General features: G+C 63.5%; 16 protein-coding genes. 9 read left to right on the forward strand and 7 right to left on the reverse strand.

Features of this window, described 5'->3' with window-relative positions; genetic code table 11:
- Nucleotides 1-17: 17 nt before the first annotated feature.
- The 3 genes from LRP30_RS25880 to LRP30_RS25890 form a co-directional block, all read right to left on the reverse strand.
- Nucleotides 18-635 (reverse strand): hypothetical protein, encoded by a 618-nt coding sequence (locus LRP30_RS25880; RefSeq protein ID WP_128946585.1) that lies wholly within the window; start codon nucleotides 633-635, stop codon nucleotides 18-20.
- Between the two features lie 107 nt (nucleotides 636-742).
- Nucleotides 743-1,270: a xanthine phosphoribosyltransferase gene (gpt, locus tag LRP30_RS25885; protein ID WP_128932978.1), complete on the reverse strand. Its 528-nt coding sequence runs from the start codon at nucleotides 1,268-1,270 to the stop codon at nucleotides 743-745.
- Between the two features lie 42 nt (nucleotides 1,271-1,312).
- Nucleotides 1,313-2,050, reverse strand: coding sequence for a molybdopterin-binding protein (locus LRP30_RS25890; protein WP_128932977.1), 738 nt, complete (start codon nucleotides 2,048-2,050; stop codon nucleotides 1,313-1,315).
- Between the two features lie 221 nt (nucleotides 2,051-2,271).
- Here LRP30_RS25890 and LRP30_RS25895 point away from each other — a divergent pair, with 221 nt between their 5' ends.
- From LRP30_RS25895 to LRP30_RS25915, 5 genes are all read left to right on the forward strand, one after another.
- The gene (locus LRP30_RS25895; protein WP_128932976.1) at nucleotides 2,272-3,690 is read left to right on the forward strand and encodes a circularly permuted type 2 ATP-grasp protein; all 1,419 of its coding nucleotides are present in this window, start codon (nucleotides 2,272-2,274) and stop codon (nucleotides 3,688-3,690) included.
- 4 nt (nucleotides 3,691-3,694) lie between these two features.
- Complete coding sequence (locus LRP30_RS25900; RefSeq protein WP_091888869.1) at nucleotides 3,695-4,639, forward strand: alpha-E domain-containing protein; 945 nt, start codon at nucleotides 3,695-3,697, stop codon at nucleotides 4,637-4,639.
- 167 nt (nucleotides 4,640-4,806) lie between these two features.
- Entirely contained in the window at nucleotides 4,807-5,649 is an 843-nt protein-coding gene (locus LRP30_RS25905) for a transglutaminase family protein (protein WP_128932975.1), read from the forward strand.
- A 205-nt stretch (nucleotides 5,650-5,854) separates the two neighbouring features.
- Nucleotides 5,855-6,613 carry a proteasome-type protease gene (locus tag LRP30_RS25910; RefSeq protein ID WP_128932974.1) on the forward strand — a complete coding sequence of 253 codons (759 nt, stop codon included), beginning with the start codon at nucleotides 5,855-5,857 and terminating at the stop codon, nucleotides 6,611-6,613.
- Between the two features lie 24 nt (nucleotides 6,614-6,637).
- The gene (locus LRP30_RS25915) at nucleotides 6,638-7,396 is read left to right on the forward strand and encodes an SDR family oxidoreductase (RefSeq protein WP_091888875.1); all 759 of its coding nucleotides are present in this window, start codon (nucleotides 6,638-6,640) and stop codon (nucleotides 7,394-7,396) included.
- Nucleotides 7,397-7,529: 133 nt separating this feature from the next.
- On the opposite strand, the gene LRP30_RS25920 is transcribed toward LRP30_RS25915, so the two are convergent.
- The gene (locus LRP30_RS25920; protein ID WP_249761834.1) at nucleotides 7,530-8,768 is read right to left on the reverse strand and encodes an MFS transporter; all 1,239 of its coding nucleotides are present in this window, start codon (nucleotides 8,766-8,768) and stop codon (nucleotides 7,530-7,532) included.
- Between the two features lie 172 nt (nucleotides 8,769-8,940).
- On the opposite strand from LRP30_RS25920, the gene LRP30_RS25925 reads away from it, so the two are divergent.
- Entirely contained in the window at nucleotides 8,941-10,191 is a 1,251-nt protein-coding gene (locus tag LRP30_RS25925) for a nucleoside transporter C-terminal domain-containing protein (protein ID WP_249756663.1), read from the forward strand.
- 132 nt (nucleotides 10,192-10,323) lie between these two features.
- Here LRP30_RS25925 and LRP30_RS25930 read toward each other — a convergent pair whose 3' ends face one another.
- Nucleotides 10,324-10,851, reverse strand: coding sequence for a cupin domain-containing protein (locus tag LRP30_RS25930; RefSeq protein WP_128940440.1), 528 nt, complete (start codon nucleotides 10,849-10,851; stop codon nucleotides 10,324-10,326).
- 219 nt (nucleotides 10,852-11,070) lie between these two features.
- Here LRP30_RS25930 and LRP30_RS25935 point away from each other — a divergent pair, with 219 nt between their 5' ends.
- On the forward strand, nucleotides 11,071-13,197 hold the full coding sequence (locus tag LRP30_RS25935; protein ID WP_249756664.1) for a tetratricopeptide repeat protein: 2,127 nt from the start codon (nucleotides 11,071-11,073) through the stop codon (nucleotides 13,195-13,197).
- A gap of 7 nt (nucleotides 13,198-13,204) precedes the next feature.
- On the opposite strand, the gene LRP30_RS25940 is transcribed toward LRP30_RS25935, so the two are convergent.
- A complete protein-coding gene (locus LRP30_RS25940; RefSeq protein ID WP_091888885.1) occupies nucleotides 13,205-13,492 on the reverse strand; it encodes an usg protein in 288 nt (95 codons plus the stop codon).
- Nucleotides 13,493-13,873: 381 nt separating this feature from the next.
- Between LRP30_RS25940 and LRP30_RS25945 the strand changes: the two genes are divergently transcribed.
- A complete protein-coding gene (locus LRP30_RS25945) occupies nucleotides 13,874-14,188 on the forward strand; it encodes a co-chaperone GroES (RefSeq protein WP_128932969.1) in 315 nt (104 codons plus the stop codon).
- A gap of 45 nt (nucleotides 14,189-14,233) precedes the next feature.
- A complete protein-coding gene (groL, locus tag LRP30_RS25950) occupies nucleotides 14,234-15,874 on the forward strand; it encodes a chaperonin GroEL (protein WP_060736470.1) in 1,641 nt (546 codons plus the stop codon).
- 289 nt (nucleotides 15,875-16,163) lie between these two features.
- On the opposite strand, the gene lepB is transcribed toward groL, so the two are convergent.
- Complete coding sequence (gene lepB, locus LRP30_RS25955; RefSeq protein WP_249756665.1) at nucleotides 16,164-16,916, reverse strand: signal peptidase I; 753 nt, start codon at nucleotides 16,914-16,916, stop codon at nucleotides 16,164-16,166.
- Nucleotides 16,917-17,042: the final 126 nt, after the last annotated feature.

Consider the following 17,042-nt stretch of genomic DNA (forward strand, 5'->3'; position numbering starts at 1 on the left):
CAAAGGCGGGCGCTGCGCTAAGGCAGCGCCGTCGGATGCAACACTGGCGCGTAGCCGGCGTTCAATGTGCGCAGCGTTGAGGGCGGCGTCAGCAACGCCGCTTCGCTGAGCTGACGCTCGACCGCGCTATAGCCCGCCGGTGACCACAGCAGGGCCCTGCCCTGCGTCACCAGAAAGCTCTCCGCACCCTGCTGAACCATCGCACCGGCGGGAAGCTGGTGCAGCGGCACCAGCAGCGCGTGCAGTCGTTTCCTACCGTGATCGAGCCGCTCGTGATGCAGTACCGTGTCGATGTCGTGCATGCGGACGCTGTGCACGCGATTGCCCTTCTCCCATGCGGCCCGGAAGCGATTGGCATCGTCGCGGCGGCAATAGAAGCAGGGGCGATGGCCGGCGGCGAGCGCAGTGGCCTCGTCCAGGAAGAACAGCTCGGTCCAGCTGCGCTGTGCCATCACCTCGCGGCGCCGGCCACGGAATTCGCAAGTGCAGGTGAGCCAGGCCGACGACGACCAGCGCTTCTTCAGCAGCGTCTTCGTCGCGGGATCATGGATGATGCCGCGGTTGCCGGTGAACAGGCCGCGATGAGGGGTGGCGATGATGTCGCCTGTCGGCGTGACGCGGTTTTGCAGGGGCATAGCTCCCTCCGCCCGTCATTGCGAGCGAAGCGAAGCAATCCAGAAATGCATCCGCGGAAGCAGTCTGGATTGCTTCGTCGCTTCGCTCCTCGCAATGACGGCGATAGTCACGCCGCCCCATCTCGCAGCGGCGGATGATAGGACAGCGCGGTGTCCCAGGGGAAGAAGATCCAGGTGTCCTGCGACACTTCCGTGATGAAGGTATCGACCAGCGGACGGCCCATCGGCTTGGCATAGACCGTGGCGAAATGCGCGTCGGGCAGCATCTCGCGCACCAGCTTGCCGGTCTTGCCGGTGTCGACGAGGTCGTCGACGATCAACAGCCCTTTGCCGGTGCCGCCGCCGAGCTTCATCGCCGCCTCGGAAATTCCCTTGAGGACCTGGAGCTCGCCCTGCTTGTTATGCTCGTAACTGGCGATGCAGACCGTATCGATGACGCGCACGCCGAGCTCGCGCGCCACGATCGCGGCTGGCACCAGGCCGCCACGGGTGATCGCGATCACCGCATGGAACGGGCCGACCTCGTTCAGCCGCCAGGTCAGCGCCCGGCAATCGCGGTGGAACTGGTCCCACGAGACCGGGAAGGCCTTGCCCGCCCGCTCCTGCGCGCTCAGTTCCGGTGCTTCACCAGCCATTGTCGTCTCCTGCTTCGTCAAACGTCCAGCAAGCTGGGCGCTTTAGCGGGTGATGTTCAATCCCGCCAGCATTTCCTTCACCGCCGCCATCGCCGCCGCGAGCTTCTCCGCATCGCGCGAGCGCACCACGAGATTGGTGTTGGGCCTCTGCTCTTCGTCCATGAAGGGATAGCTGCCGATGATGGTGTCGGGGTGAGCGGCGGCAATGGCCCGCAGCGGACTGCCGATGTCCCCCTCGCGCGCATTGGCGCGGACCGATTCGGAGAGCATACGCACGCCGGATTTCAGCTTGGGCGAGACGATGTCCATCATCGCCTGCATGATCGAGGGCACGCCGGCCATCACGATGACATTGCCGATCTTGAAGCCGGGGGCGAGGATGGTGGCGCTCTGGATCAGCTCGGCACCATCAGGGATGCGGGCCATGCGCAAGCGGGCCTCGTTGAGATCCTGCTCGCTCCAGCGCTCGCGGAAGCGGGCGACCACCTCCGGGTGATGGTCGATGCCGACGCCGAAGGCCTTGGCAACGCTGTCGGCAGTGATGTCGTCATGGGTCGGGCCAATGCCGCCAGTGGTGAAGACATAGGTGTAGCGTTGCCGCAGTGCATTCAACGCGGCGATGATGTCGTCCTCCTCGTCGGAGACGATCCGCACTTCCTTCAGGTCGATGCCGATATTGGTCAGATATTCGGCGATGAAGCCGATGTTCTTGTCCTTGGTCCGGCCGGACAGGATTTCGTCCCCAATGACCAGAATGCCCGCCGTGACGATCTCGCTCATAAAACTGTCCCTCACCTGTGGCGCCGACTTTGCCGAGGTAACGCGTTCAAGTCACGCGGTTTTGCTGCCGAAATAAGCAGTCCTCAGCCATTTTTTCAGGCAAGCCGCCGGGCATCCCCGGCAAATGCCCATCCTCCATGCTTATCGCGCTGGCCCGCCCCTTGCTACCACATGAAAGTCATGCACTCTTGCCGCATGGCCACGGAAACAAATCGGGATCTATGGCAATCGCGTTTGATGAAATGAATATTCCCGGCGGGGACCTTCGCCCCGCCTATCAGGAGCTGGCGCGCTGGCTCAAGGAGACGCCTCCCGAGGCGCTCGAATATCGCCGCCAGGAGGCCGAGCTCCTGTTCCGCCGCATCGGCATCACCTTTGCGGTCTATGGCGAAGCCGAGGCGACCGAGCGCCTGATCCCGTTCGACGTGATCCCGCGGATCATGTCCGGCAAGGAATGGGCGCTGCTGGAGAAGGGCCTGAAACAGCGCGTGCGCGCGCTCAACATGTTTCTGCGCGACATCTATCACGGCCGCGACATCCTTCGCGCCGAGATCGTGCCCGACGATCTGATCTTCCAGAACCCAGTGTTCCGGCCCGAGATGAACGGCCAGCAGGTGCCGCACGACGTCTACGTGCACATCGCCGGCATCGACATCGTCCGTGTCGACGCAGAAGACTTCATCGTGCTGGAGGACAACGCGCGGACGCCCTCGGGCGTGTCCTACATGCTGGAAAACCGCGAGATCATGATGCGGCTGTTCCCGGATCTGTTCGCCCGCCACAAGGTTGCGCCGGTCGAACGCTATCCGGACGAGCTGCTCGCCGCGCTGCGCTCGGTCGCGCCGCAAAGTGCTTCCGGCGAGCCGACCGTCGCCCTGCTCACGCCCGGCGTCTACAACTCGGCCTATTACGAGCATTCCTTCCTCGCCGACAAGCTCGGCATCGAGCTGGTCGAGGGGCGCGACCTCATCGTCAAGAACAATGAAGTGTTCATGCGGACCACAGAAGGGTTGAAGCGGGTCGACGTGATCTATCGCCGCGTCGATGACGATTTCCTCGACCCCCTCACCTTCCGCCCCGATTCCGTGCTCGGCGTGCCCGGCCTGATGTCGGCCTATGCGGCCGGCAACATCACGCTCGCCAACGCGGTCGGCACCGGTATCGCCGACGACAAGGCAATCTACTCGTACATGCCCGATATCGTAAAATTCTATCTGGGCGAGGAGCCGATCCTGAAGAACGTGCCGACCTGGCGCTGCCGCGAGCCGAAGGATCTCGCGTATGTGCTGGACAATCTCGGCGAGCTCGTCGTCAAGGAAGTCCATGGCTCCGGCGGCTACGGCATGCTGATCGGCCCCGCCGCGACCAAGGCCACCATCGAAGCCTTCCGCGAGAAGCTGAAGCGTGAGCCGGAAGGCTTCATCGCACAGCCGACGCTGGCGCTCTCGACCTGCCCGACCTGCACGGCGTCAGGCCTCGCGCCGCGCCATGTCGACCTGCGGCCCTTCGTGCTCACGGGGAGCAAGCGCACCACGATCGTGCCTGGCGGGCTGACACGCGTCGCACTGAAGGAAGGCTCCCTGGTGGTCAATTCGAGCCAGGGCGGCGGCACCAAAGACACCTGGATTTTGGACGAGTAGAGAGATGCTGTCGCGTACCGCCGAAAACCTCTACTGGCTCGCCCGCTACGTCGAACGGGCCGAGTATCTCGCGCGCACCATCGATGCGACCTTGCGCGTCACCGCGCTTCCCGCCGCCTATATCGGCAAGACCAATGAATGGGACTCGGCGCTGCTCACCGCCGGCGTCGCCGCCAGCTTCTATCAGCAATATGAGGAAGCCAACGAGCACAACGTCGTCGACTATCTCTCGTTCTCGGCGGACAACCCGTCCTCGATCCGGAACTGCATCGAGGCAGCGCGGCTGAACTCGCGCTCGGTGCGCACGGCGCTGACCAGCGAGATGTGGGACACCATCAACTCGGCCTGGATCGAGCTTCAGGCGGTCTGGAGCAAGGGCACCTCGACGCGCGAGGACCTCGCCAAATTCCTGCGCTTCGTGCAGGAGACCTCGCTGCGCTTCGATGGCTCGGCCTATCGGACCATGCTGCGCAACGATGCCTACTGGTTCTCGCGGATGGGCGTGCATCTCGAACGCGCCGACAACACCGCGCGCATCCTCGATGTGAAGTATCACGTGCTATTGCCCGAGGAGGAGCATGTCGGCGGCCCGCTCGACTTCTATCAGTGGAGCTCCATCCTGCGCTCGGTCTCGGCGCTGACGGCCTATCATTGGGTCTACCGCGAGACGCTGAAACCCTGGCTGATTGCAGACCTGCTCATCCTCAACGACACGCTGCCGCGCTCGCTGGCAAGCTGCTACGGCAATCTCGTGCGCAACCTCGACCAGATCGGCGTCGCCTATGGCCGCCAGGGCCCGGCCCAGCGCCACGCCCGCGGCATCCGCAACCGGCTGGAACACAGCAACATGAACGACATTTTCCAGCACGGCGTGCATGAATTCATTCAGGAATTCATCGCGGACAATTCCAGACTGGGCGAAATCATCACGAAGCAGTATTTGATCTGATGGCCCTCGACTGACGAAATGGGATATCGTCATGGCCGGGCTTGTCCCGGCCATCCACGTTCTTGCTTTCACGCGACGAGGAAGAACGTGGATGCCCGGGACAAGCCCGGGCATGACCAGCTTCTTCGCGGGAGCAGTCGGGCTAACCACTAATTGCACGGTCCACCATGCGCCTGCGAATCCAGCACACCACGACCTATCGCTACGAGCCGCCGGCCACCAGCGTGATCCAGATCCTGCGCATGACGCCCGGCAGCCATGACGGGCAATATGTGGCGGAATGGCAGATCGACGTCTCGACCGACACCAAGCTCGACACCCACGAGGACGCGTTCGGCAACGTCACCCATGTGCTGTCCTGCGGGCCCCTCAGTGACATCAAGATCATCGCCGAGGGCCTGATCGAGACTCACGACACCGGCGGCGTGCTGCGCGGCACGGACGAGCGCTTTCCGGCCGGCATGTTTTTGCGCGCAACCGACCTCACCACCGTCAATCCGGCGATGATGGCGGTTGCGCGCCAGTTGCGCAGCGAGGCCGAGAGCGACACGCTGGGCTTCCTGCACACGTTGATGACGCAAATCAGTGATCACATGACCTTCGACGAGGACCCGACCAACAGCGGCACCTCGGCGGCCGAAGCCTTCGCGCTCAAGCGCGGCGTGTGCCAGGACTACGCGCACATCTTCATCGCCTGCGCGCGCAGCGGCGGCGTGCCGGCACGCTTCGTCTCCGGGCACTTCCTGCGCTCCGACGGCACGGTGCATCAGGAGGCCGGCCATGCTTGGGCGGAAGCCTATGTGCCCGATCTCGGCTGGGTCGGCTTCGATCCCGCCAACAGCATCTGCGCCACCGACGCCCATGTCCGCGTCGCGATCGGGCTCGACTATCTCGGCGCAGCCCCCGTGCGCGGCACCCGCTATGGCGGCGGCACGGAGACGCTGACGGTGGCGGTCAAGGTCGAGCAGGCCGGCCGCGGCGGGCAATCGCAGTCACAGTGGCAGAGTTAGATCGTCATTCCGGGGAGCGACAACGTCGCGAGCTACGGTACGCAATTGCGCATCTGAGAATCCATCGGGCCGCAGAGCTAGTGGATAAATGGATTCCGGGTTCGCGCTGGGCGCGCCCCGGAATGACGTGTCCCCGGGAATCGGGGGTTGGAGCGGCCCCCGAAATTGGCTAGTAATTTCGCGCAAACGCGTTCGGGGACTGGAAATGACCTATTGTTGCGGAATCCTGGTTCGGGACGGTCTGGTGATGATCGCCGATACCCGCACCAATGCCGGCCTCGACAACGTCTCGACCTTCCGCAAGCTGCACATCTTCTCCAAGCCCGGCGAGCGCATCATGGCGATCGCCAGCGCCGGCAACCTCGCCATCAGCCAGTCGGTGCTGTCGACGTTGACCGAAGGCCTGGAGGACCCCGACACGGGCGAGGTCGAGACGCTGATGAACGCGCCGACCATGTTCCAGGCGGCCCAGCGCATCGGCCGGGCGATCCGGGCGGTGCACGCGACCGAAGGGCCGGCACTGAAATCCGAGGATGTCTCCTTCGACGTCTCCTTCCTGTTCGGCGGCCAGATCAAGGGCTCCCGGATGCGCCTGTTCATGATCTACACCGCCGGCAATTTCATCGAGTGCACCACCGACACGCCGTACTTGCAGATCGGCGAGCACAAATACGGCAAGCCGGTGCTCGACCGCGCCATGCACTACGACGTCGAGCTCTACGAGGCGCTGAAGACTGGCCTGATCTCGATGGACTCGACCATGCGCTCCAATCTCGGCGTCGGCCTGCCGATCGACGTGCTGGTGGTGCGCAACGACGCCTGCGAAGCCGATCTCAATCACCGCATCGAGGCGGGCGAGCCCTATTTCCACGATCTGCGCTCGCGCTGGTCGGCGGCGCTGCGCGCCGCGCATCAGAACATTCCGCGCCCGCCCTACAAGAACGAAAAAGAACCCAAAACCTGACAGCGAAAGAAAAGGCAGGAAACAATGAGTGAAACAAAGAAGATCGCAGTGGTGACGGGCGCCGGCACCGGTGTCGGGCGTGCGGCGTCGCTGGCGCTGATGAACGCCGGCTTCACCGTGGTGCTCACAGGGCGCCGGCTCGACATGCTCGAGGAGACCGCGAAGCTCGGCCCTGCGGGAAAGAGCCTGTGCGTCACCGCCGACATGACCAAGCCGGATTCGATCGCCGCGCTGTTCGACAAGGTGAAGGCCACCTATGGCCGCCTCGACGTGCTCTTCAACAATGCCGGCATGGGCGCGCCGGCCGTGAACTTCGAGGATCTCAGCCTCGAACAGTGGCAGGCGGTGGTGAACACCAACCTCACCGGCCCATTCCTGTGCACCCAGCACGCCTTCCGCATCATGAAGGACCAGACCCCGCGCGGCGGCCGCATCATCAATAACGGCTCGATCTCGGCGCATGCGCCGCGACCGTTCTCGGCGGCCTACACCTCGACCAAGCACGCCATCACGGGCCTCACCAAGGCGTCCAATCTCGACGGCCGCATGTATGACATCGCGGTCGGCCAGGTCGATATCGGCAATGCGGCGACACCGATGACCGACCGCATGGTCAACGGCCCCGGCGTGCTCCAGCCCGACGGCACCACCAAGCACGAGCCGCGCATGGATGCCAAGGCGGTCGGCGATGCCGTTGCCTATATGGCAAGCCTGCCGCTCGATGCCAACGTGCTGACCATGACGGTAATGGCGACCAAGATGCCGTTCGTGGGACGGGGGTAATTTAAAGAACGCGGCGCCTCCCCAATCGTCATTGCGAGCGCAGCGAAGCAATCCAGACTGTCGCCGCGACAAGATTCTGGATTGCTTCGTCGCAAGGGCTCCTCGCAATGACATGGAGAGAGCGGAGGACCCCCTACTCCAAACTCTCCACCCGACGCAGGCTCGGGAACAGCTTCATCCACAAGAGCGCCACTGCGACCGTGCAGACGCCGCCGAGCACGGCGGCGGGCATGGCGCCGAACAGGGCGGCGGTGAGCCCGCTCTCGAACTGGCCGAGCTGGTTCGAGGCGTTGATGAAGAGGAAGTTCACCGCGCCGACCCGGCCGCGCATCTCGTCGGGCGTCGACAGCTGCACCAGCGAGAAGCGGATCACGACGCTGATCGTGTCGGCCGCGCCCAGGACGGCGAGCGCAAGCACCGACAGCCACATCCAGGACGACAGCGCGAACACGATCGTGGCGAGGCCGAACACGATCACGGCCTGGAACATGCGCAGGCCCACATGCCGCGAAATGGCGTGACGCGCCAGCACCATGGTCATCAAGAGCGCGCCGACCGCAGGTGCCGCACGCAGCACGCCAAGCCCGACCGGCCCGGTCTGGAGGATGTCGCGGGCATAGATCGGCAACAGCGCGGTGACGCCGCCGAACAGCACCGCGAACAGATCAAGCGAGATGGTGCCGAGGATCGCAGGATTGCCGCGGATGAAGCGGACGCCCGCAAAGACATTGTCCGAGCTCGTCCCCTCCTTGGCGACCGCCTGCGGGCGCGGGCGGATGAAGCCGGTCAGGATCATCCCAAGGATCCAGAACAGCACCATTACGGCATAGGCAAGATGTGGCGCCACCGCATAGGCAAAGCCGCCGAGCGCCGGACCCGTGATGGTCGCGACCTGCGCCGCGCCACTGGAGACCGCGGTGGCGCGCTGGAGCGAGCCTTGCGGCGCGATCAGCGGCAACAGCGCCGCCGTGGTCGGGCTCTCGAAAGCGCCGGCGATGCCGAGCACGAAGGTCGCGACGAAGATCTGCACCTCGCCGACGGCGCCAAGATAGGTGATAAGGGCCAGGTAGAGTGCGGTCGCCGCTTCCACGAGCTGGCAGAGCTGGACGACGCGCTTGCGCTCGTAGCGATCGGCGGCGTGTCCAGCGACGAACACGAGCAGCGCGGTCGGCAGGAACTGGACGAGGCCGACCATGCCGAGATCGAAGGCCGAGCCGGTGAGATCGTAGATCTGCCAGCCGATCGCGACCGCCGCGATCTGGCTGGAAAAGCGCGACAGGCTGCGCGAGAGCAGGAAGAACAGGAAGGCGCGGTGGGCGAGGAGCGCGCGGGCACTGACCGGCCGACTGGCTGGTATCGGCTGCTCTGGCATCGCCTCTTGGATCGTCTCTTGGGTCACCCTCGGACCGTCCGCCCCCTGGTTCTCGACGTGCCCCGCGTGACTGAGGCGGACCGGCTTGTCAACAGCGGGACGCTTCCTGCATGTGCCGGCATTGCCTTTGCACCGCAGGCGCGGCCATAATCACTGGGGCTTTGGGGACATCATGCTGCGCTTGCAATCGGCACTCGGCATTTTCGCATTGCTGCTGATCGCCTTCGCGCTCGCAGAAAATCGGCGCGCCGTCTCGCTGCGACAGGCGGCGATCGGCCTCGTCGCCACCTTCGCGACCGCCATCGTCCTCCTGAAGCTGCCGATCGTCGCGCGCGCCTTCGGCGCCATCAACGACGCAGTCGGTGCGATCTCCGCGGCCTCGCGCGCCGGCTCCTCGTTCGTGTTCGGCTATGTCGGTGGTGGCCCCCTGCCCTTTGACGTGAAGGTGCCGGGTGCCGATTTCATCCTGGCGTTCCAGGCGCTCCCGATCGTGCTGGTGATGAGCGTGCTGACGACGCTGCTGTTCTATTGGCGGGTGCTGCCGCCGATCGTGCGGGGCATGGCTTGGCTGCTGGAGCGCACATTAGGCGTCGGCGGCGCGGTCGGGCTTTCCACCGCCGCCAACATCTTCCTCGGCATGGTCGAGGCACCGCTGTTCGTGCGGCCGTATCTGAAACAGATGACGCGCAGCGAATTGTTTCTGGTGATGACCGGCGGCATGGCCGGTATCGCCGGCACGGTGCTGGTGCTCTACGCGACGCTCCTTGCTCCCCTCATCCCCGATGCCGCCGCGCATTTCGTCATCGCCTCTGTGCTGGGCGCGCCGGCCGCGATCCTCGTCAGCCTGATCATGGTGCCCGAGACCTCAGACAGGCGCACCGGCGGCGCGCTGGAAAATCCGGAGATGGAGGTCTCCGGGACGATGGACGCGATCGTGAAAGGGACGAGTGCGGGGATTGAGCTGCTGATCAACATCGTTGCGATGCTGCTGGTGCTGGTGGCGCTGGTCTATCTCGTCAACGTCATCCTCGGCCTGCTGCCTGATATCGGCGGCGCCCCAATCTCACTGCAACGGCTGCTGGGTCTGGTGATGGCGCCGGTATGCTGGCTGATGGGACTGCCATGGGACCAGGCGGTCACCGCCGGCAGCCTGATGGGCACGAAAACCGTGCTCAACGAGCTGATCGCCTATGTCGACTTCTCGAAGCTGCCACCCGATACGCTCGATCCGCGCTCGCGCCTGATCATGCTCTACGCGATGTGCGGCTTCGCCAATTTCGCCAGCCTCGGCATCATGATCGGCGGCCTCGGCGTCATGGCGCCGGAGCGGCGTGAGGAGATCAACGCGCTCGGGCTGAAGTCGGTCGTGTCGGGGACGCTGACGACGTGCCTGATGGGAGCGGTGGTGGGAGTGTTGACGTAGACTCTCTCCGCGTCATTGCGAGCGAAGCGAAGCAATCCAGAAATGTGTCCGCGGAGATAGTCTGGATTGCTTCGTCGCAAGAGCTCCTCGCAATGACGAGTGGAGAGAGTTGTGCGCTGTTCCTGATAGCGCCTATGCCTTCAACTCCACCGTCTTAAATTCCGCCGGCAGGATCACCTCCAGCAATTCCACGTCGTCCGAATAATCCAGAATCATGTGCTTGATCCTCGGCGGCTGGGTCCAGGCGCTACCTTCTTTCATCAAGGTCTCGCCCTGGCCGTCCATGTAGGTCTTCACCCAGCCCTTGAGCACGTAGACCATCTGGAAGTCGACGTCGTGATAGTGCAGCTTTGAGACCTCGGCCGGATTGCAGGGGCCTTGCAGGCGGATCACATGCGCTTGCGCGAGGCCGTGGGTCGCCTCGGCAATGCCGAGGTCGCGGTATTTGGCGTAGGCGCGCAGGCCGTCGGCTTTGAAGTCTTCCTCCCGGTGATGGCTGATCGCGATGCGCTGCTTAGGGCGTGCGAGCTTCTTGGGTGCGGCAGTGCGGGCCTTCGCCCTCACTGCCTTGCGTGCCGAGGATCGCGCCGCTGCCTTGGCGCCGCTCCGCTTCTTCACCGCGGTCTTCGTTGCGGGTCTTGATGCCTTTTGCTTGGCCATTGTCTGCCTCCCTGATCTGAGCCGCGCCCCGCCGGACGGGTACAACCCGAAGGCAGATTATCCAGTCTTGGACGAGGCAGCAATTGCCGGGCTTAAGGCCAGTCACTCGACGACCAATCGGTCGTAGCTTGTCCCAAGCTGTCGTGGCGCGCGGCCATCGTCTCGAATTCGTTCTCACGCTGAATTAATCTCGCCGGGAGATTCTGGGGGAATTGATTCATGGGCAACGTAGGTCAGCGTGCATTTCAAAATGCCCGGCTTCAGAAACGGCAAAAGGCCGAAGTGCTGCCATTGCTCGGGCACGCACTCCAGCTGCACAAGATGGGGCTTTTCCCCGAGGCCCAGGCGGCCTATCGCCAACTCCTGCAGCTCGCACCCAACCAATTCATCGCGCTGCATATGCTCGGCACTTTGGAGTCCGATGCCAAAAACTACCAGCAAGCCGAATTTCTGCTAAGCCGAGCGGTTGCCGTGGATCCGCGATCTGCCGAGGCTCATATGAGCCTAGGCGTTGCGCGAAACGGGCTACGACGTCACGATGACGCACGCGAGAGCTATCGAAAGGCCCTCGCCTTGCGACCTAACTACGCCCTGGCCCTGTCCAATCTCGGCAACGCGAGCGTGGCCCTTGATCTCGTCCAGGAAGCGCTCGAGAGCTACGACAAGGCGCTCGCGATTAACGCCAACCTTGCCGAAGCCCACAACGGTCGGGGTTGGGCGCTCTGCCGTCAGCGCAACTATGACGAGGCCGTCGCAAGCCTGAACCGCGCGCTGTCGATCAAGCCTGACTATGCCTCAGCGCTCGCGAACCGCGCCATCGCGTTGCGAGAACTTCAGCGATTTGACGAAGCCCTGGCAGACGGCGATCGGGCAATCGCGCTGGCACCCGACGACGCGAATGGGTGGCTCGCACGGGCCAGTGTCCTGCTCCAGATCCAGCAAATTGCCCAGGCATCGCACGATTGCGAGAAGGCCCTCGCGATCGCTCCCGATTCCATTCAAGCTCACTCGGTGCTCGACCTTTGTCTCGCCGGGCTAGGCCGGGTCGAGGAAGCCCTCGCCAGCTTCGACAGAGCCCTTGACATCCAGCCTGACCTCCAGAGCGCGATCTCCAACAAGATATTTACGCTCGATTTTGTGCCGAACGCCAGCGTTGAGCAGCATCAGCAAGCGCGGCGAGTATGGTGGGAGCAGATCGGCGCGAAAATCGCTTCAGAAGCGGCGGGACCGCATGACAATGACCGCGATCTGGATCGCCGTCTGGTGCTTGGCTATGTCTCGTCGGATTTTAACGCGCATTCGGCCGCGTTCGTCTTCAAGCCAGTCCTGCAACACCATGACCGGGCGCAGTTCGAGATCGTGTGCTACTCTTGTTCGTCAAAGGTGGATGCGACGACCAGCGAATTTCAAGGGTTCGCCGATCGCTGGCGCGACGCCTCGCAATGGACCGACGATCGCCTCGCCGCCCAGATCCGCGCCGATGGCGTCGATATCCTGATCGATCTGTCCGGCCATACCAGAGGCAACCGGCTCGGCGTGTTCGCGCGCAAGCCGGCACCGATCCAGGTGCATGGTTGGGGCCACGGTACTGGCACGGGGCTGCCAACGATCGATTATTTGTTCTCGGACCCCGTCGCGATTCCTTTCGCGGTTCGGCATCTGTTTGCGGAGACCGTTGTCGACCTGCCGTGCTTCGTGACGCTGGCACCACTGCCGGCCGGGATTGCTCGCGCGCCAATGCCGGCGCTCTCGAACGGCTTCGTCACATTCGGTGTCTTCAACCGCATCAGCAAGATTTCGGATGAGGCGGTGGAAGTCTGGTCCAGGATTCTCGAGCGGGTGCCGGGTTCGCGACTTCTGATCAAGGATGTTGCACTGGACGATCAACTGGTCCGCGACAATCTGCTGGCGCGGTTTGCGGCTTGCCGATTGCCGGCCGAACGCGTCGATTTGCTCGGAGCCACCTTGCGAAGCGAACATCTGGCATCGTTCAATCGCGTCGACATTGCGCTCGACACCTTCCCGCAGAATGGCGGCGTCAGCACATTGGAAGCCTTGCAGATGGGGGTGCCCGTGGTGGCGAAGCTCGGGACCAGTCTGCCCAGCCGTGCCGGCGGCGCCATCCTCACCGCGCTTGGCCTGCCGAACTGGGTCGCGGATGGCAATGAGGCCTATATCGAAATCGCAGCTAGCGGTGCGGCGCAGATCGGCGACCTCGACAAGTTGCGCCGCGAATTGCCCGGACAGATCGACGCTGCGGCCGCCGGCAATCCTGCCTCATACGCGCGAGCGGTGGACGACGCCTATCGCGCGATGTGGAAACGCTATTGCAGCGGCGGCGTCTGATCTCTCCTCAATGCAGCCGGAACACGCCATCTACGGCGCGCAGCTCGGCCGGCTTGATCAGCTTGGAATGTGCCACCGTCACCGAGAACAGGGGCCCGTCGAGCTTCTCCTGCCAGAAGGCGAGGAAATCCTTCAGCGCCGGAAATTTCGGAAACATGTCGTAGTTCTGCCAGACGTAAGTCTGGAGCAGCGAGGGATGATCCGGCATCCGATAGAGAATTTGCGCCGTCGTCAGCCCGTAACCCAGCATCTGTTTCCGGAAATCCTCGGAAACGCCCCCACTCCGCAGTCCCATGCCAACCTCCTTTGCAGGAGCGCATTGAAGGGGGCGGCCTGGTCGGTGTGTGCTTGACGAGCCACCCGGTACTGATGCGCTCACATGAGCGAAATGTGACGCAAACTGACAATTCATCTCAAGCTCAAAAGTTTAACAAGCTGTTGAAATTCAATGCGTTAGCAGCAGACGCGGCTCCGTGCTAATACGGGCCCGGCGCGCCGTTAACGATGGAAAAGAGATTCTGGCAGTCCGCGCTTCCGGGTGCTAATTTTTCTGCTAGAAGCCCTTGCCCCCGCAAAATTCCCGTCCTATTTCTGCCTCGCCCGTGCTAGCACTCGCGGGCAACGACTGCTAACCATCTAAAAATCCTCAACTCGTGCAATTGCTTAGGAGGACTGCATGAAATTCCGTCCGCTTCACGACCGCGTCGTGGTCAAGCGCATCGACGCAGAAGAGAAGACCGCTGGCGGCATCATCATTCCCGACACTGCCAAGGAAAAGCCCTCCCAGGGCGAAGTCATCGCCGTCGGCCCCGGTGGCCGCGACGAAGCCGGCAAGCTGATCCCGATCGACCTCAAGATCGGCGACCGCGTGCTGTTCGGCAAGTGGTCCGGCACCGAAGTCAAGATCGACGGCGAAGACCTGCTGATCATGAAGGAAAGCGACGTCATGGGCGTCCTCGACGTCCCCGCTTCCAAGAAGAAGGCGGCCTAAGAGCCCCTCTTTCCCTCCAGTCAAACACCTCAAGGAAAATTCCAGATGGCAGCCAAAGAAGTCAAATTCTCGGTTGAAGCGCGCGACAAGATGTTGCGCGGCGTCGACGTCCTCGCCAATGCGGTGAAGGTCACGCTCGGTCCGAAGGGCCGCAACGTCGTGCTCGACAAGTCGTTCGGCGCTCCCCGCATCACCAAGGACGGCGTCACCGTCGCCAAGGAGATCGAGCTCGACGACAAGTTCGAGAACATGGGCGCCCAGATGGTGCGCGAAGTCGCCTCCAAGTCCGCTGACGCGGCCGGCGACGGCACCACCACCGCCACCGTGCTCGCTCAGGCGATCGTGAAGGAAGGCGCGAAGTCCGTTGCCGCCGGCATGAACCCGATGGACCTCAAGCGTGGTATCGACCTCGCGGTCGAAGCCGTGGTTGCGGACCTCCAGAAGAACTCCAAGAAGGTCACCTCGAACGACGAGATCGCCCAGGTCGGCACCATCTCGGCCAACGGCGACCAGGAGATCGGCAAGTTCCTCTCCGACGCCATGAAGAAGGTCGGCAACGAGGGTGTCATCACCGTCGAGGAAGCCAAGTCGCTCGAGACCGAGCTCGACGTCGTCGAGGGCATGCAGTTCGACCGCGGCTACATCTCGCCCTACTTCGTCACCAACGCCGACAAGATGCGCGTTGAGATGGACGACGCCTACATCCTCATCAACGAGAAGAAGCTCTCCTCGCTGAACGAGCTGCTGCCGCTGCTCGAGGCCGTGGTGCAGACCGGCAAGCCGCTGGTCATCGTCGCCGAGGACGTCGAAGGCGAAGCTCTCGCAACCCTGGTCGTGAACCGCCTGCGCGGCGGTCTGAAGGTCGCGGCCGTCAAGGCTCCGGGCTTCGGCGATCGCCGCAAGGCCATGCTGCAGGACATTGCGATCCTGACCGGCGGCCAGGCGATCTCGGAAGATCTCGGCATCAAGCTCGAGAACGTCACGCTCAACATGCTCGGTCGCGCCAAGAAGGTGATGATCGACAAGGAGAACACCACGATCGTCAACGGCGCCGGCAAGAAGGCCGACATCGAGGCGCGCGTGGCCCAGATCAAGGCGCAGATCGAGGAGACCACCTCGGACTACGACCGTGAGAAGCTCCAGGAGCGTCTGGCCAAGCTCGCCGGCGGCGTCGCGGTGATCCGCGTCGGCGGCGCGACCGAGGTCGAGGTGAAGGAACGCAAGGATCGCGTTGATGACGCGATGCATGCGACCCGCGCGGCTGTCGAGGAAGGTATCGTCCCGGGCGGCGGCGTCGCCCTGCTCCGTGCCTCCGAGCAGCTCAAGGGCCTGCGCACCAAGAACGACGACCAGAAGACCGGCGTCGAGATCGTGCGCAAGGCGCTGTCGGCTCCCGCTCGCCAGATCGCGATCAACGCCGGTGAAGACGGCTCGGTGATCGTCGGCAAGATCCTCGAGAACAAGGCCTACAATTACGGCTTCGACTCCCAGACCGGCGAATATGCCGACCTCGTCAAGAAGGGCATCATCGACCCGACCAAGGTGGTCCGTACCGCGATCCAGAACGCAGCCTCGGTGGCCGCGCTCCTGATCACCACGGAAGCCATGGTCGCCGAGCTGCCCAAGAAGGGCGGCGCCGGTCCGGCGATGCCCCCCGGCGGCGGCATGGGCGGCATGGACTTCTAAGGTCCAGCCACTCTGGCAAACGACGAAATGCGAAACCCCGGCAGCGATGCCGGGGTTTTTGTTTTTCTCCGCTCGTCATTCCGGGGCGCGCCCCCTTGGGCGCGAGCCCGGAATCCATTTCAGCACTTGCGACTGACGTGTTCGCCTGATCCCCTCACATGGAAGATCGGAATCCAGGCGGCAGTGACAGCATGCCAACCTCCGGACCGAGTCTGCGGATCAATGGATTCCGGGCTCGGCGCTTTGCGCCGCCCCGGAATGACGATCTTTTGCGCGGAATGATCTGGCCTCACCCCACCTTCCCCAGCCGCTCCATGTGCGGCTCGCCGTCTTCGTCGAGCGACCAGAAGATCCGCGTTACCTTACCGACGAGATTGTCCATCGGCACGAAACCGAATGTCGACATCATGCGGCTGTCGGTGGAATTGTCGCGATTGTCGCCGAGCACGAAGACGTGGCCCGGCGGCACCGTGAAGACGTTGGTGTTGTCCAGGAAGCCGTTGTCGATGCAATCATAGGTCACATAGGACGCGCCGCTCGGCAGCGTCTCGCGCCAGCGCTTGACCTTGACGCCGCCGTCCACACCGCAGGCAGCGCCGGCGAGGCCGTACTCGAGCGCGACGCGCGTCACCGGGCGGTCGTTGAGGATGAGCTGGCCCTGCCGCATCTGGATGCGGTCGCCGGGCAGCCCGACCACGCGCTTGACGTAATCGACCGAACTGTCCTTCGCCGTCCGGAACACGACGATGTCGCCGTGTTCGGGCTCGGCGGCAAAGACGCGGCCCGAGATCCAGGACTGCGCGAACGGGAAAGAATAGTGGCCGTAGCCATAGGCATATTTCGCGGCGAAGACGTAGTCGCCGACCATCAGCGTCGGCGCCATCGAACCAGAAGGGATGTTGAACGGCTGATACAGGAAGAAGCGAAACAGGAACGGCGGCGACCACAGCACCGGGATCAGCAGGATCAGGATGACAATCGCCTTCCATTCCCGCGACTGCGCCGACGACCGCGGCCGGATCGTTTCCTCAAGAATGGTCATGCACCTGCCCTGATCAATTCCGTAGTCGTCGCGAGATTACGCAACTTTTGCGCGCGTGCAATCCCGGCTCCGTGATCTTGGTCGCACAGGGCGGCCACGCGTTCATCGCGGGGCGACAGACGGATA

Source organism: Bradyrhizobium sp. C-145, assembly GCF_023375135.1.
GTDB classification, from domain to species: Bacteria; Pseudomonadota; Alphaproteobacteria; order Rhizobiales; family Xanthobacteraceae; genus Bradyrhizobium; species Bradyrhizobium zhanjiangense.

Coding starts and splice junctions, on each gene's coding strand:
- LRP30_RS25880 (WP_128946585.1), bottom strand. CDS start 635: ATGCCCCTGCAAAACCGCGTCACGCCGACAGGCGACATCATCGCCACC.
- gpt (WP_128932978.1), bottom strand. CDS start 1,270: ATGGCTGGTGAAGCACCGGAACTGAGCGCGCAGGAGCGGGCGGGCAAG.
- LRP30_RS25890 (WP_128932977.1), bottom strand. CDS start 2,050: ATGAGCGAGATCGTCACGGCGGGCATTCTGGTCATTGGGGACGAAATC.
- LRP30_RS25895 (WP_128932976.1), top strand. CDS start 2,272: ATGGCAATCGCGTTTGATGAAATGAATATTCCCGGCGGGGACCTTCGC.
- LRP30_RS25900 (WP_091888869.1), top strand. CDS start 3,695: ATGCTGTCGCGTACCGCCGAAAACCTCTACTGGCTCGCCCGCTACGTC.
- LRP30_RS25905 (WP_128932975.1), top strand. CDS start 4,807: ATGCGCCTGCGAATCCAGCACACCACGACCTATCGCTACGAGCCGCCG.
- LRP30_RS25910 (WP_128932974.1), top strand. CDS start 5,855: ATGACCTATTGTTGCGGAATCCTGGTTCGGGACGGTCTGGTGATGATC.
- LRP30_RS25915 (WP_091888875.1), top strand. CDS start 6,638: ATGAGTGAAACAAAGAAGATCGCAGTGGTGACGGGCGCCGGCACCGGT.
- LRP30_RS25920 (WP_249761834.1), bottom strand. CDS start 8,768: ATGCCAGAGCAGCCGATACCAGCCAGTCGGCCGGTCAGTGCCCGCGCG.
- LRP30_RS25925 (WP_249756663.1), top strand. CDS start 8,941: ATGCTGCGCTTGCAATCGGCACTCGGCATTTTCGCATTGCTGCTGATC.
- LRP30_RS25930 (WP_128940440.1), bottom strand. CDS start 10,851: ATGGCCAAGCAAAAGGCATCAAGACCCGCAACGAAGACCGCGGTGAAG.
- LRP30_RS25935 (WP_249756664.1), top strand. CDS start 11,071: ATGGGCAACGTAGGTCAGCGTGCATTTCAAAATGCCCGGCTTCAGAAA.
- LRP30_RS25940 (WP_091888885.1), bottom strand. CDS start 13,492: ATGGGACTGCGGAGTGGGGGCGTTTCCGAGGATTTCCGGAAACAGATG.
- LRP30_RS25945 (WP_128932969.1), top strand. CDS start 13,874: ATGAAATTCCGTCCGCTTCACGACCGCGTCGTGGTCAAGCGCATCGAC.
- groL (WP_060736470.1), top strand. CDS start 14,234: ATGGCAGCCAAAGAAGTCAAATTCTCGGTTGAAGCGCGCGACAAGATG.
- lepB (WP_249756665.1), bottom strand. CDS start 16,916: ATGACCATTCTTGAGGAAACGATCCGGCCGCGGTCGTCGGCGCAGTCG.